General features: G+C 56.6%; 14 protein-coding genes and 1 pseudogene. 10 read left to right on the top strand and 5 right to left on the bottom strand.

What is annotated here, in order from left to right:
- Window positions 1-24: 24 nt before the first annotated feature.
- Complete coding sequence (locus IAE50_RS12410; protein WP_200134530.1) at window positions 25-495, bottom strand: ester cyclase; 471 nt, start codon at window positions 493-495, stop codon at window positions 25-27.
- 150 nt (window positions 496-645) lie between these two features.
- Between IAE50_RS12410 and IAE50_RS12405 the strand changes: the two genes are divergently transcribed.
- The 4 genes from IAE50_RS12405 (at window position 646) to IAE50_RS12390 (ending at window position 3638) form a co-directional block, all read left to right on the top strand.
- On the top strand, window positions 646-1026 hold the full coding sequence (locus IAE50_RS12405; protein ID WP_200580384.1) for a helix-turn-helix domain-containing protein: 381 nt from the start codon (window positions 646-648) through the stop codon (window positions 1024-1026).
- 97 nt (window positions 1027-1123) lie between these two features.
- Window positions 1124-1864, top strand: a complete 741-nt coding sequence (locus IAE50_RS12400; protein ID WP_200580383.1) for an SDR family oxidoreductase — start codon at window positions 1124-1126, stop codon at window positions 1862-1864.
- Window positions 1865-2009: 145 nt separating this feature from the next.
- Window positions 2010-2621, top strand: a complete 612-nt coding sequence (locus IAE50_RS12395) for a DUF2238 domain-containing protein (protein ID WP_200580382.1) — start codon at window positions 2010-2012, stop codon at window positions 2619-2621.
- Window positions 2622-2690: 69 nt separating this feature from the next.
- Window positions 2691-3638, top strand: coding sequence for a nickel/cobalt transporter (locus tag IAE50_RS12390; protein WP_200580381.1), 948 nt, complete (start codon window positions 2691-2693; stop codon window positions 3636-3638).
- Between the two features lie 38 nt (window positions 3639-3676).
- Here the strand turns inward: IAE50_RS12390 and proP are convergent, their stop codons facing one another.
- On the bottom strand, window positions 3677-5179 hold the full coding sequence (gene proP, locus IAE50_RS12385; RefSeq protein WP_200580380.1) for a glycine betaine/L-proline transporter ProP: 1503 nt from the start codon (window positions 5177-5179) through the stop codon (window positions 3677-3679).
- 603 nt (window positions 5180-5782) lie between these two features.
- Here proP and kdgT point away from each other — a divergent pair.
- Window positions 5783-6778 carry a 2-keto-3-deoxygluconate transporter gene (gene kdgT, locus IAE50_RS12380; protein ID WP_042712731.1) on the top strand — a complete coding sequence of 332 codons (996 nt, stop codon included), beginning with the start codon at window positions 5783-5785 and terminating at the stop codon, window positions 6776-6778.
- Here kdgT and IAE50_RS12375 read toward each other — a convergent pair.
- Together IAE50_RS12375 and crfC are read right to left on the bottom strand one after the other, a co-directional pair.
- Window positions 6775-7656 (bottom strand): diguanylate cyclase regulator RdcB family protein, encoded by an 882-nt coding sequence (locus IAE50_RS12375; protein WP_200580379.1) that lies wholly within the window; start codon window positions 7654-7656, stop codon window positions 6775-6777. The genes kdgT and IAE50_RS12375 overlap by 4 nt on opposite strands.
- Window positions 7653-10007 carry a clamp-binding protein CrfC gene (gene crfC / locus IAE50_RS12370; protein ID WP_200580378.1) on the bottom strand — a complete coding sequence of 785 codons (2355 nt, stop codon included), beginning with the start codon at window positions 10005-10007 and terminating at the stop codon, window positions 7653-7655. The genes IAE50_RS12375 and crfC overlap by 4 nt, the downstream gene beginning before the upstream one ends.
- A 608-nt stretch (window positions 10008-10615) precedes the next feature.
- Between crfC and IAE50_RS12365 the strand changes: the two genes are divergently transcribed.
- From IAE50_RS12365 to IAE50_RS12350, 5 genes and pseudogenes are all read left to right on the top strand, one after another.
- A complete protein-coding gene (locus IAE50_RS12365) occupies window positions 10616-10951 on the top strand; it encodes a zinc ribbon domain-containing protein YjdM (protein ID WP_023478448.1) in 336 nt (111 codons plus the stop codon).
- Between the two features lie 163 nt (window positions 10952-11114).
- Complete coding sequence (gene phnF / locus IAE50_RS12360) at window positions 11115-11840, top strand: phosphonate metabolism transcriptional regulator PhnF (RefSeq protein WP_094422764.1); 726 nt, start codon at window positions 11115-11117, stop codon at window positions 11838-11840.
- Window positions 11841-11911: 71 nt separating this feature from the next.
- Complete coding sequence (phnH, locus tag IAE50_RS12355) at window positions 11912-12496, top strand: phosphonate C-P lyase system protein PhnH (RefSeq protein ID WP_042712727.1); 585 nt, start codon at window positions 11912-11914, stop codon at window positions 12494-12496.
- A gap of 40 nt (window positions 12497-12536) precedes the next feature.
- Window positions 12537-12647, top strand: a pseudogene (gene phnP / locus IAE50_RS26635) (phosphonate metabolism protein PhnP); the annotation flags it as partial.
- A 197-nt stretch (window positions 12648-12844) separates the two neighbouring features.
- Window positions 12845-13180 (top strand): low molecular weight protein tyrosine phosphatase family protein, encoded by a 336-nt coding sequence (locus tag IAE50_RS12350; protein ID WP_200580377.1) that lies wholly within the window; start codon window positions 12845-12847, stop codon window positions 13178-13180.
- A 10-nt stretch (window positions 13181-13190) separates the two neighbouring features.
- Here the strand turns inward: IAE50_RS12350 and IAE50_RS12345 are convergent, their stop codons facing one another.
- The gene (locus tag IAE50_RS12345; protein ID WP_200580376.1) at window positions 13191-14663 is read right to left on the bottom strand and encodes a bifunctional UDP-sugar hydrolase/5'-nucleotidase; all 1473 of its coding nucleotides are present in this window, start codon (window positions 14661-14663) and stop codon (window positions 13191-13193) included.
- Between the last annotated feature and the right edge of the window lie 96 nt (window positions 14664-14759).

Genomic DNA, 14759 nt, shown 5'->3' with positions numbered 1-14759 from the left:
TTTGCACGCAGCCGGGATCACTCTTCAGAACATCGTATTGGCGTTGGCGGACTTCTCCGGCACCGACTGAATGATGTCCCAGTGTTCAACAATTTTCCCGTTGCTCACACGGAAGATATCCATCACCGCCTGGCCGCGATCGTTACTGTCATTGGTCGAGTGAACCTGCAACCAGACTAAATCGCCGTCGGCAGCGCTACGCACAATCCGCGCGGCAGAGTGCGGGTTCTCCTTGAAGAAACCGGTGAAGTAATTCACAAACGGCGCTTTGCCGTCCGGCACATCGGGGTTGTGCTGACGGTAATGCTCATCAACGACCTTCGCGGCCTCTTTTACCTCGTGGCGGTTGAAGAATTTATCATAAAAATCAACCACCAGCTGTCGGTTAGCCTCTTCTGTCGCCACATTGCGCGCATTTTCAGCAGGGGCCGCTATAGCACTGCCAGAAGTGATGAGAACTGCCGTTAACAGCGCACCGCTAATAAACTTTTTCATTGTGATCTCCTTTAGTACATTACCTTTGGTCACAAAAATAGACCGTCAAGAACGCGGATGGTACATTGCCCGCAAAACCTCAACAAGAGGTCAAAATTCAGGTACTTAGTCACACGAAGCTGACTATTGGCGGCAAAAGAGAGATAACGAATGAGCGACAACGACCAGAATGATATCGCCGAGTTTGGGCAGCCCTGCCCGATCCGCGATGTGCTTAATCAAATCGGCGATCAGTGGAGCCTGCTGATTCTGGAAGCGCTGGCGGAACGCACGCTGCGCTTTAATGAACTGAACCGGGAAATTGGCGATATCTCCCGCCAGATGCTCTCCCGCACGCTAAAACGTCTTGAAACAGACGGTTATGTTAGCCGCACCGTCTATGCGGAAGTGCCGCCGCGCGTGGAGTACACCTTAACGCCGCTTGGGAGATCGTTTCTGGAACCGATGCAGAAACTTATTCAGTGGGCAGATGAAAACCATGCTGATATCTGCCGCTCCCGCCGACGCCAGCATGAACAGCAGCAGGGGTAGGCACACTTCGAAGACAGTTACGGGCTGAAACAGATGACGACGCAAGCGGTTGTTGCGTAAGGTAAACGTCCATTTCAGGAACCAACAGGGGCTATTTATGAGCAGATTTGAAGGCAAACGCGTGTTGATCACCGGCGGCACCAGCGGGATGGGGCTGGCGGGTGCACAACGCATCGTCAGCGAGGGTGGCGAGGTCGCCATCACCGGGCTGAACGAAACGCGCCTGGCTGAGGCCCGCAAGCTGCTGCCAGCCTCATCGCTGATCCTGAAAAGCGATGCTGCCAGCGAAACGGATATCGAGACGCTGGCGACGGCGATTAGTGAGTGGGGATCCCTCGACGGCCTGTGGCTGAACGCCGGTTATGCCGAAGTCGGTGCGCCGGAATCGGTCACCGCCGAGAGCTTTAACCGCATGATGAATGCCAACGTACGCGGCCCGATGCTCCAGCTGGCGGCACTTTCTGGCACATTGAATTCCGGCGCGTCAGTGCTGGTCACCGCCTCCTCTTCCGTCTACGAAGGCGCGGCGATGACCAGCCTTTATGCCGCCACCAAAGGCGCGGTCGTTGCGATGGTCAAGAGCTGGGCCAGCGCGCTGGCACCGCGCGATATCCGCGCCAACACGCTGGTGCCAGGGCCGATTGAGACCAACTTCAGGCACTTTATGCCCGAAGAGTCGCGCCAGCAGTTTGAGGATTTTGTAGTAAGCCAGGTGCCGCTCAGACGTGCCGGCACTGCACAGGAAGCCGCCGCCGTCGCACTCTTTTTGCTCTCGGATGATGCGTCATACGTTACCGGTAGCCAGTACGCCGTGGATGGCGGGCTGGTGCATTACTGATTCGATAAGTGCTTAACGTGCTGAAAACCAGAATCCGCTGCTAAGGCGGATTTTTTTCATCATCGTCACCCGTTCTCAACCATTTGTCTTTTCCCCCTTTTCAGCCGATAGTCTCTTTTTCTCTGTTACCGAAACGGACATTCGTATGCTCAAGAGCGTTAACCGCCCTGCGCTGTACGGCGCAGCGCTAATCCTGTTACTGATCCTTATCTATACCGGTCTCTTTACCCATGACCGTGCCACCTGGCTGATGGAAGTGATCCCGGTGATGATCGTGGTGCCGCTGCTGCTCGCTACCTGGCGGCGCTACCCGTTGACTGCCCTGCTCTACACGCTGATTTTCTTCCACGCCATCATCCTGATGGTTGGCGGGATGTACACCTATGCCAAAGTGCCGATCGGCTTTGATGTGCAGCACCTGTTCAACCTTAGCCGCAACCCATACGACAAACTTGGCCACTTCTTTCAGGGGCTGGTTCCGGCGCTGGCGGCGCGGGAGATTTTACTGCACGGGCAGTACGTGCGCGGTGGCAAGATGCTCGACTTTATCGTCTGCTGTATTGCGTTAGCCATCAGCGCCACCTATGAATTGATTGAGTGGTGGGCAGCGCTGGCAATGGGCCAGGGGGCGGATGACTTCCTCGGTACGCAGGGCGATCCGTGGGATACCCAGTCGGATATGCTCTGCGCCCTGCTCGGCGCGCTGACCACCGTGCTGCTGCTCGGGCGCTGGCACAAACGGCAGCTCAATCCCTGATCCCAGACTGGAGCCCGCACCTAACGACACCTATACTGCGGGCTATCCCTTCTTAATGGCTGAACGCCTATGACGACGCAACTTCTCACCCGCGACTGGCGCCTGCCGGCGGCGCTTACGCTGCTGGCGGCAGGGCTGGTCGCCGCTTTCGCCCTGTACACGCACTGGGGCGCCTTTTTGCAGTGGTGCCTGGCGGCGCAAATTACCCTTCATCGCTACCTGGTGATGTATCTGCTGCAACTCAATAATCATCAGTACAGTGGCGGGCTGTGGCTGCTGACCGGGGCGTTCTTCTACGGCGTGCTGCACGCTATCGGGCCGGGGCACGGCAAATTTATTGTCGCCACCTATCTCAGCACCAATAAAGAGAGCGAGAGCGCCGCGCGCATGGTTCCGCTGCTCGGCAGCCTGATGCAGGGCGTCAGCGCGATCCTGTTTGTCTTTATCCTGGCGGTTGGGTTTAACCTCGCCTCGGGGGATCTCAGCGAAAGCCGCTGGTATGTCGAGAAGATCAGCGCGGTGCTGATTGGCGGCTTCGGGGCCTATGTCATCTGGCGCGCGGTGAAGAGCCTGCGACCGCGCGCGCTGCGCATCCGCTCCCTGACGCATATTCACGACGCGCAGTGCGGCTGCGGTCATCACGGCGTTGGCGTGTCGACGCAGGGCGACTGGAAAACCCGGCTGGGCGTGATTCTGGCGATTGGCGCGCGGCCGTGCAGCGGAGCCATTATGATTTTGCTCTTCTCGAATGCGCTCGGCATTGTCACGTGGGGAATGGCGGCGGTGATGACCATGGCTTTCGGCACAGCGCTCTCGATCATGGGGCTGTCGCTGGCGGTGCGTTATGCGCGTAACCGCACGGCAGCCTTGTTTGGCAGGGAGTCAGGTCGCTTACGCTGGCTGGTTCCGGGGCTTAAAATCGCGGGTGGCGTGGCGCTGATGCTCTTTGCGCTGGTGCTGTTTTTAACGGTGATCCCGGTGAGTGCCAACGGGGATTATATTGCGGCAGGGTGTTAAAAAAACCCGGAGGGCAGCGCCTTCCGGGTTTTATTTAGTTACTCGTCAATCTTCGGATGCTGCTGCACCAGGCGGGAGCGTTTCTCCTGCAGCTGGGCAATCTCTTCATCCAGATCTTCGATTTTCTGTTCGATGTTGTCGTGATGTTCTTGCAGAATTTCACGCGCTTCCTGCATATCCGACGCTGCCGGGGTTGCCCCTTTCAGCGGCAGGTTCGCCGTCTCTTTCATCGTCAGGCCGGTAATCAGGCCAACCACCGCGATCACCATCAGGTAGTACGCTGGCATCATCAGATTATTCGAGCTCTCCACCAGCCAGGCGGTCAGCGTTGGCGTCAGGCCTGCAATCAGGATGGAGATGTTAAAGGCGCTGGCGAGCGCGCTGTAACGGATATGCGTCGGGAACATCGCTGGCAATGTGGAAGCCATTACGCCGGTGAAGCAGTTAAGGATCACCGCCAGCAGCAGCAGGCCGGCGAAAATCATCCCCATCACGCCGCTGTTGATCATGCTGAATGTCGGAATCGCCAGCGCCAGCAGCGCGATACTACCAATCAGCACAAACGGACGGCGGCCGAAGCGGTCACTCAACAGCCCCATCACCGGCTGCACAAACAGCATACCGATCATAATGGCGATGATAATCAGCACCCCATGATCTTCCGAGTAGTGCAGGTTATGCGACAGGTAGCTCGGCATATAGGTCAGCAGCATGTAGTAGGTGACGTTGGTGGAGATCACCAGACCAATACAGGTCAGCAGGCTGCGCCAGTGTTTGCTGGCAATCTCTTTAAAGGAGACGCGCGGCCCTTCCTGCAGCCCTTCGCGGTCGCCCTGCTCGAGCTTATCGACATGCTGCTGGAACGCCGGGGTCTCTTCCAGCGCATGACGCAGGTAGAGGCCAATCAGGCCCAGCGGCAGCGCCAGGAAGAACGGAATACGCCAGCCCCAGTCGAGGAAGTTCTGCTCGCCAACAATCGTCGACAGCAACACCACCACGCCCGCGCCGAGGACAAACCCGGCGATAGAGCCGAAGTCCAGCCAACTGCCCATAAAGCCGCGTTTACGGTCCGGGGAGTATTCGGCCACGAAGATCGACGCGCCGGTATACTCGCCGCCGACGGAGAAGCCCTGCGCCATCTTACATAACAGCAGCAGAATCGGTGCCCAGATACCGATCGACTCATACGAAGGTATAAGCCCGATAGCAAAGGTACTGACGGACATGATCACTATCGTGATCGCGAGGATTTTTTGCCGTCCATATTTATCCCCCAGCATGCCGAAGAAGAGGCCGCCAAGTGGACGAATCAGGAATGGAACGGAGAAGGTCCCGAGCGCGGCTATCATCTGCACGCTGGGGTCTGCATCGGGGAAGAACACTTTGCCAAGTGCGTAGGCCACAAAGCCATAAACACCGAAATCGAACCACTCCATCGCGTTACCTAACGACGCGGCGGTGATGGCTTTACGCAGTTTCGCGTCGTCAATAATCGTGACGTCGCGTAGCGTTATCGGTTTGATTTTTTTCCTTTTTAACATCTCTGTTTTCCTCTTAAGACTCTCGCCCTGTATCGCCCGTTTACCCATCCATGGCAGGCGTTTTTTATCGGCCTTGCGGCCATTCTTTCAAGCGTAGCAGGTTTACTTACACTAACTGTTCAAAGCCTGTACAACCGAACCTGTTGACGCCTGTTGGGCAGTGAATGAGCGAATTACCCTATCAGGGTTTATAAATGTGATCAAATTCACATAGTTGTAACCGGTAATCATCAACCACCGTTTTTACCTCACTTTTTGCCTCATTTCAAAAAAGCGCGATCGGCTTTCGACCCACCTTTTTACAAGCCATTTACATCGAAAATAAATAAAGAAACATCGATAAATGTTTACGCGAATTCTGTGATCGATGTAACTAAAACGATGTTTCATTCTTATTGAATAGATATTCCAATCGCCTCATGATAGCCCCACTAATAGCAGCGTTAAGGGCTAACTCATCGGTATTGATGAGTCTGTTCAGGCCGCTCTGCCGCCGCCCATCGTCAATGCGCTGGCTTCTGAATGCTTTAAATCTCTGAAACATCGAATGATTCATTTTTTAGCTTTCTCGTTCATCTGAATGACGAGTCGTGAGGATTGTGTATGAAAATTAAGGCCACCATTGAACGTATTCCTGGCGGGATGATGTTAGTTCCGCTCTTGTTAGGCGCCATTCTGAATACCCTGGCGCCCGATACCGGTGCCTATTTTGGCTCCTTCACTAAAGGCATGATTAGCGGAACGGTGCCGATTCTGGCAGTGTGGTTTTTCTGTATTGGCGCCTCGATTGATCTTCGCGCGACCGGCACGGTGCTGCGCAAATCAGGCACGCTGGTGCTGACAAAAATTGCCGTCGCCTGGCTGGTGGCGATGATTGCCGCTTCCTTTATTCCCGATACCGGCATTCAGACCGGCTTCTTCGCCGGGCTGTCGGTGCTGGCGATTGTCTCAGCGATGGATATGACCAACGGCGGGCTCTATGCCAGCCTGATGAACCAGTACGGCAGTAAAGAGGAGTCGGGGGCATTTGTCTTGATGTCGCTGGAGTCCGGCCCGCTGATGACCATGGTGATCCTCGGTTCCGCTGGCCTCGCCTCGTTTGAACCGCACCACTTTGTCGGCGCGGTGCTACCGTTCCTGATCGGCTTTGCCCTCGGCAACCTCGACCACGATCTGCGCGCTTTCTTCAGTAAAGCGACGCCGGTGCTGATCCCCTTCTTCGGCTTCGCGCTGGGTAACACCATCAACCTGAAAGTGATTATGGAGACCGGTCTGCTGGGGATTTTCCTTGGCGTGGCGGTAATTATCATCACCGGTATTCCGCTGATTATGGCGGACCGACTGATTGGCGGCGGGAATGGTACCGCGGGCGTGGCGGCCTCTTCCGCAGCGGGTGCGGCGGTGGCTAACCCGGTGATCATCGCCCAGATTAACCCGGCCTTTGAACCGGTTGCTGCATCAGCGACCGCACTGGTCGCCGCGAGCGTGATTGTCACCGCCATCCTGGTGCCGATTATCACCGCGCTCTACGCACGACGCTTCGGCAAGGTGCCGACGCCGGAAGAGATGGCGGCGCGAACCGAGTCGACGAGCCACTAAAGGTCGTCGAAAACCTCATCGACCATTGCCGTTGCCAGACGGGCTGCCGAGCAGAGCCTCGGCATCCCCAACGCGACGGGTTGCCAGCTCTGCGTCACCGACCAGCAAATCGGGTGGCGCTCTGCATCACACCAGTCCCCGAGCCAGCCCAGCAGATCTTTATACTCCATCACCCCCGGCGTGGACGGCGCGGCGAGCCATTGATGATAGAAGTGGCGCGTCCCCTGCGACGCATCAATGCCCTGTGCCAGAAACTCTGCCGCCATCACCCGCAGGTTATCTTTCAGCATCGTCGCCACATCCTCATTCGCCAGCCGACAGGCATCGCCAAACGCCCCCCAGCGCAGCTCCTCCAGCGCGACGTAGCAGCGTCCGGCCATCGACCAGCCGTTGTAGCTTCCCGCGCGCCAGTGGGTAAAAACTTGTTCACTGTGATGACCGGCCTGCACCGCCAGCCCGCGCTGCGTCAGCGCTTTCTCCTTAAATGCCGCGCGCTGGCTAAAGTGCTCCAGCAACACGTCGTACTGCTGCTGCGCGCCGGGCGTAACGCTGCCGGGACGCCGCTCGGCGTGCTGTATCGCCTTCAGCCGTTGCGTAATGCGCGTCAGCGCCAGATAACCGGGGTCGAGCATGCTCGCCAGCTTCTCTGCCAGCCCGAGCCGCAGGGCGTCGTTATCCTCAAGCTTGCCGGAGATCGCCCACGGGCGCAGCTGCGTCTGGGTCATGATCTCCTGCGCCAGCCGCTCACGGAAAAGCTGCTGCTGTGGCGCGATCGTCGTCTGACGCGGCGCGTCGATGCCCTGCACCAGATCGACAATAAATTTCGGATGAATAGATTCCAGCACCCTGCCGGGGCCGTCGAGCAGTCGATTTTTCATGGTTGCTCCGCCGCGAAGAGCGTCTGGATATCATCACGTAACAGCCGCGCATCCTCATGGATCCAGTGCGCCGTCCTGATACAGTGCAGCAAATGGCGACGCAGCGCGCTGACCGAGGATTCATTCTGCTGGCGGATCGCCATGCTCTCGCGCAGGCTCTCCTGCAGCCCGGAGAGACTCTGGGAGAACTCGGCAAAAAAGGTCGCCATCCCGGCGGTGACAGAGACATCAACCTGCGCGCTTAGCGCTTTGCGGATCTGCTCGCAGAAGTGCGCCACATGGGCGGTCAGCTTCTTATGCAGCGTGCCGAGGTCGATCACATACCGGGTGCGCGTCGCCACATAGTCGTCCCAGCCCCAGTTGGGGTTATTGAGCCAGCGCGAGACCGTTTCACGCACGCCGCCAATGCGGCTGGCCTGCGCGGCGCTGGTCTCTTCCGGCGAGATGACATTGTTAAACAGCGTGCGGGCATTAAAGTTGAGCGTGCTCGGCTGAAACGCGGGAAAAGAGATGCGGGCGCGAAAACCGGCATGGCTCAGCTCCGCTTTGATGCGCGTTTCGATCGGGCGCATGGCATCGTTCAGCGAGCGCGTCAGCGTGTTCTCCAGCTCATCAAAACGCAGCGCCAGTTCACGGCTTATGCGCTCCTGCGCCGCCAGAAGGATTGTCTCGCAGGCGGAGCGCATTTTGCTCAGGGCGATCTGCGCCTGGCCTTCATCTTCCAGCACCAGTTGGCCTGGGCTTAAACGTTCATCAAGGCGTAAATCGGCCTGGCTCTCGCTGGCCATCGCCATCAGTTGCCCATCATGGAACCAGGCGTCGATCGCTTCGACAATTTCAAACTGCTGACCGTTGATAAAGATCTCTGCCGCCGCCAGTGCCTCTTCCACTTCATGATCGACCTCATCACGTACCCGCGCCTGGCTGGTGCGCAGCAGGGTCATATCCTCTTCCAGCCGGGCGATATTCTGCTCCAGTTGCTCATAGGCGACGGTCAACCCCTGATAGCGGAAATCGAGATACTCCCGTGCGCTCTGGGTGTAGTTGAGGAGTTTATGCGAGGCGGATCGCAGCGCATAAAGGGAAGCGTTGGCATGGGCCGCGTGCAGCAAGTTGCGGATCGGCAGCTCAAACAGCGAATCCTGCCACAGCAGATCGGCGGCGTGACGAATATGTTCAGTATCATCCAGATCCGCCATGCGCCAGCGCCGACCGAGCGCCGCTTCGGCAAAGTCCTGCACCCAGGGCTGATCGTTTGGATCGGGCAAGCGCCCCTTTTTCTGCAACTCATGACGGGCGCGGTTCGCCAGATAGCCCCACATTGAGGAGACCGGGTAGATCTGCGTCGGTGTGATATTGCCTTTCATTAAGGTGCCGGAGATAAGCGCGCGAACCTGGTGCTCATCGTCGCTGTTACGATCTTTTTGATCGAACTTATTCACCAGCGCGTAGAGCGGAACCGAGCGGCCAACGGCCGAGATCGCCTGGCGCACCTCTTCATCGGAGATCGATTTCAGCTGGGTGTAATCCATCACCGCCAGCACCGCCGAGGCGCGCGCCAGCTGTTCGCTGAGCATCTTCTGTAAATGGGGCTGCCCGGCTTCGTTCGGCCCGGGCGTGTCGAGCAGGGTCAGTTGACCAAGGTTGCTCTCCAGCCCCGCCAGGTGAACAAACTCCACTTCGATAACCGGAATATGTTCAATCGCCGCGTAGGCCGAGAAGGGAAAATCGACGCCCAGCGCTTTCGACAGACGTACAAGATCGTTGAGGCTTTTCAGGCAGTGGAAGATCGGCTGCGCGCCGAGATAGTGCTTATCAAAGGCATCGCCCTGCGCAATGCGCGCCAGCAGCGAGTCCATATCGCGATCGATCTCAATCTTCTGCGCCAGCTTGTCGCGATCGTAATTGAACAGCCGCGTCTGCAACTGCTGCGCAAGCGCATCAATCGGGCCGACGTGAGAGAAATGGAGCACTGGCTCTTTCTGACCGGGGGTGTGGCGGATCAGCGTTGGCAAGGCCGTCATCGGGCGGTTGCGGTTCGGCAACACTTCCGTGCCGACAATCGCGTTGATGGTGGTCGACTTGCCCGCTTTCATGGTACCGACGATCGCCAGCACCATCTCCAGCCGGGTGATTTTGCGCAGTTCGTTCTGTAAGGTCGCCTCTTGCGCCTCAACGCCGCGGGCGCTGAAGTGCAGGGGTAACACATTTTTATTTTGCGCCGCGCCGCTGATATTTGTCTCATCAAGCGCCGCCGCCGGCATTTTTTTCAGCGCCAGCAGGTTGTGCAAAGAGAGTTGTAACAGCCGTTCTGCTTCCTGACTTAATTCAAATATTGTTTGTGTGTGCATGTCAAAAGTCTTTCCTTAACGCAAATTTTCTTTGTTTTATTTAGCCGTTGAGTTTTATTAGTGAAGTTTCGGCTTTTATAATTACGTGTAGAAAATATCTTCGAAAAGATAAACACCTGATGGCATTCGGGAAAATAAAAACTTTCCCGTAAAAAGGGACAGCAATAGTACTCTGGTCTTTAAAAACCAAAGGGTTAGAGCTTAGCGCATTTTTATGAATAGCCAGGATATATCATCATAGATTTACCCACCCGATCTGAGAGGTAATTATTCGCCGGGAATGGCGCATTTAACAGGTGTGACAGCCTGGTTACAAATAACACCGGTTGCTAACTGTCACCATATCTGAATTAGTAAATGCTGGCAATTTCAACCAGCAAATAATCTAATTATCACACATAAGTACTTTCTCAATGATGTGATGAGATAAGCATCGCTTAAGCGAATGACAGGTGGTGTCGCGGGCGTTGTTTTTTTATCTCCGGGATTAAAGAAATAATAACAACGGCAATTGTACGGTTTTGCTGTATAATCGCGCGCTTTCAGGCACTGCGCCTTTTGTGCCGGTAAACATCCGGCTCTCTCTGCTCTTGTTTGAGGTAACCCCTATGCAACTTCCCCACTGCCCAAAATGTAATTCCGAATACACCTATGAAGATAATGGCATGTTCGTTTGCCCGGAATGCGCCCACGAGTGGAACGATGCCGAACCCGCGTCGGTGAGCGATGAATTAATCGTCAAAGACGCAAATGGTAATCTGTTAGCCGACGGCGACAGCGTGACCGTAATTAAAGACTTGAAAGTAAAAGGCAGTTCTTCAATGTTGAAGATCGGCACTAAAGTGAAGAATATTCGCCTGGTGGAAGGCGACCATAATATCGATTGTAAAATCGATGGCTTCGGGCCAATGAAACTGAAATCAGAATTTGTTAAAAAGAATTGATGATTCGCCGGCGGAGTTTACCGCCGGTACACCACCAAAACAGGGAGCCGATCGTGGCTCCTTTTTCTTTTTTCATCCTGGCGCAATCAATACATAACCCAACTGCAACATTCCCCCGGCACCATAGAGGCACATTAACTGAGTCTGCGGGGGAATGATGACTATCCACTTATCCAGACATCCGACCAGCTTCCCAACACGTTACCAGGAGATCGCCGCCAAACTGGAGCAGGAGCTGCGTACCCACTATCACTGTGGTGACTGGCTGCCCGCCGAACAGCAGCTGGCCGCGCGCTTTCAGGTCAACCGCCACACTCTGCGCCGCGCCATCGATCAGTTGGTCGAAAAGGGCTGGGTGCAACGCCGCCAGGGCGTTGGCGTGTTGGTGTTGATGCGCCCGTTTGACTACCCGCTTAATGCGCAGGCGCGTTTTAGCCAGAACCTGCTCGATCAGGGGAGCCATCCCACCAGCGAACGGCTGCTGGCGGTATTGCGCCCGGCCTCCGGTCATGTCGCCGATGCGCTCGGCATTACCGAAGGCGATAACGTCATTCATCTGCGCACCCGTCGCCGGGTGAACGGCGTCGCACTTTGTCTTATCGATCACTACTTTGCTGACCGCCAGCTCTGGCCGCTGCTGCAAGCGTTTAACAGCGGGTCGCTGCATGACTTTCTGCGCGATCGCGCCGGTCTTGAGCTGAAGCGCACGCAAACGCGCATCAGCGCCCGCCGTGCGCAGGTGAAAGAGAGCCGCTGGCTGGAGATCCCCACTATGGCGCCGCTGCTCTGCGTGCGCACCCTTAACCACCGTGACGGTGAGATCAACGCAACGGAGTACTCCGTCAGCCTGAATCGCGCCGACATGATCGAATTTACTATGGAGCACTGAATGCAGGTTGATACCCCTACGCGCCACACCGGCTGGGTCGAGGCCTCTGTTCCGGTGCGCGGAGAGAATGCATGACACTACAACCCGCCTTCGCGTCGGCGGTTCACGACGCTCAGCACGCCTTTCGTCGCCTGTTAAAAGCAATGAGCGAGCCGGGGGTGATTGTCGCCCTGCCGCAGCTGAAACATAGCTGGCCGCCGCTCAACGCAGCCACCACCAGCGTTCTGTTGACACTGGCAAACAGCGACACGCCGCTGTGGATCGCAAGCGCGCTGGATAACGATCTGCTACGCCAGAACCTGCGCTTGTACACCCAGGCACCACTGCTGGAGACGCCGCAACAGTCGCTCTTTGCTATTGCCGACAGCACCCTTAACCATCAACAGCTCAGCGCCCTGCCCGTGGGTCAGCCATTAAACGCAGAGAGCAGCGCGACACTGATTTTACAACTGCCCGCGCTCAGCGGCGGGCGGATGCTGCGGCTCACCGGCCCCGGCATTCAGGAGGAGCGAATGATCGCCCCGCTGCTGCCGGAGTGCATCACCGATGAGTTGACCGACCGCCCGCACTCGTTTCCGAGCGGAATCGATGTGATCCTCACCTGCGGCGAACGCATGTTAGCAATCCCAAGAACCATCCTGGTGGAAGTGTGTTGATAGGGTAAGAATGACCTTAAACCGGGTGTGAGACGCTGCACGACTTATCCTAACGCATATCAGATATGCCCTTGATCAAGGGATGATGAAAAACCCGCTGCCGACGGGGCCTGAAGCGGGTTATGATGGCCTGCGGATTGTGCTGGATTAGACTGACCATTGTGGCTATATTGCGTCCCGCAACGCCCGGCGATGCAGGGGCGGAAAGCAGCCAGTATGTGGTCGTTTGTAGGATGAAGCGGACAGACTCGCACCAGAGGGTTGCCAGAAAATAACGCAACCGGGTCTTAATACCCGCGTATGACACGACGTAGTGCGCTCAGCGCGGCTTGATGAGTATCGACTTGCATGAATGTGCTTTTTATTTGTAGCCGGAACCAATGGCGCAGCCCCACCGCTGAGCAGCTGTTTCGCCGCTATCCTGGGCTCAATGCCCGCTCCGCCGGCATGCAACGCCAGGCAAAAAAAACCGTTTCGCCCGCCATTCTCTCCTGGGCAGATGTTATCTGCGTCATGGAAGAGGAGCACAAAGAGCGCCTGCTGACCGACTATACCCGTCTGGTGCAGCATAAACCGGTGCATGTGCTCAATATCCCGAATCACTACGCCTTTATGGACCCGCAGCTGGTCGCCATGCTGGAAGATATTGTTCCCGAACGGCTAGGGCTGCGCGTCCCTGCCTAAGCGCTAAAAATTACCCCGCCGGGTGGAGAAACTGCACACGCGGCGCGGGTGAGATGAGCGGCGCGTGCTTATTCACATACTCCGTCAGCAGCTCCGCCATCGGCACATCGTAACGATCGCGGATGGCGATGTCGCGAATGCCAAAATCGCTCACCTGCTCATTACACGCCACGCGATAGATTTTATCCCGCGCCAGCGGCTGACCGTTGACCTCAATCGAGGTCATGCGATCCCCGGCGGGTCGGGTGAAATCAACGCTGAAACGCAGGCCGCTGACGTGAGCATACGCCCCGGAAATAATGTTCTGCTGCGCATAGTTGTGCTCAATGAACGCTTTGATCTGCTCGCCGCTCATCTCCCGCGTCACCAGCGGCAGGCGAAACGGCAGCGCATTCAGCACGTCGCCATAGGTCACGGGCCCGGCCGGAATGCTGTCGCGCAGAAATGCGCCAACGGTAAAGGCGATATCGGCGTTGGCATACTCCCGTTCGGCATCTGCCAGCAGGCTGCCGAGGTTGGTCTGCCCGGAGCGCACCCGCTCACGCTGGCCGTTGAGGGTAAAAGGGAGCGCCATCACCACGTTATTAAGCACCTCCGCGCTTGCAGCCCGCGCTTGCTCGATACAGGATTCGGTTTCGCTATCCGCTTTCAGCGCCGTTAAGCTCGCCACATCCAGCAGCTTTTCACTCCACGCGACGATCTTTTTATCTTTAATGCTTAAGGTGAGATGACCGAGATAGTCGCCATACTGCCCGGCGTTAACCATCACCGTTCTGCCCATCTGCTTACCGGACTGCACGGCAATATGGTCGTGACCATCCACCAACACATCGATCTCCGGCACCGCTTCCGCCAGCTTCGTGATATTCACCGCCGGGTCAGTTTTCCCGAGATGCGCCAGCACAATGATCAGATCGCTCTTCCTCTTCACCTGCGCTACCGTGTTGCGCACCGCCTGAATCGGATCGCTGACGGAAAAACCGGCCAGTTTGCTGTCGGTGGTTGCCACCATCGCATTGAGCGGCGACACGCCGATGATGGCGATATTGAGCCCCGCCACCTTTTTCATCACATAGGGGCGAAAGGCGAGCTTGTCATGATGGTAAATATTGGCAGAGACAAACGGGAAGCGGGCTTTATCCCGCAGCGAGAGCAGCTCCGGGCCGCCGAAAATAAAATCCGCATTGCCGGGCGTAAAGGCGTCGTAACCCATGGTGTTCATGGCGCGCACGTTGCTTTCCCCCTGTGTCAGATCGGTCACCGGCATGCCGCTTACCGCATCGCCAACGTCAACAAACAGCACGTTGGCGTCCTGTTCGCGCAGTTTTTTCACATAGGCGCTCATTTTGCCGTAGCCGATACCCGATTCGCTCATCCCGCGCCCGTGCGTATCTCCGGTGTGAATAAGCGTCACTTTTGCCTCTTGCGCCTGCGGTGCGCTGATACTCATCAGCAGCAGAAACGCGATTACCCCTTTTTTCATTGTTACGTCCTTTTCCTTTTTTATAACCGACAAAAACAAAAAAACCTGAAACTCAGCGCAGAGGTTAATTACCAGTGCGTGGGTTTCAGGTTTAGC

The organism is Kosakonia sp. S42 (assembly GCF_016624785.1).
In the GTDB taxonomy this organism is placed as follows: Bacteria; Pseudomonadota; Gammaproteobacteria; order Enterobacterales; family Enterobacteriaceae; genus Kosakonia; species Kosakonia cowanii.
The sequence above is the reverse complement of the archived record's forward strand: the minus strand, read 5'-3'. Positions and strand labels throughout refer to the sequence as shown.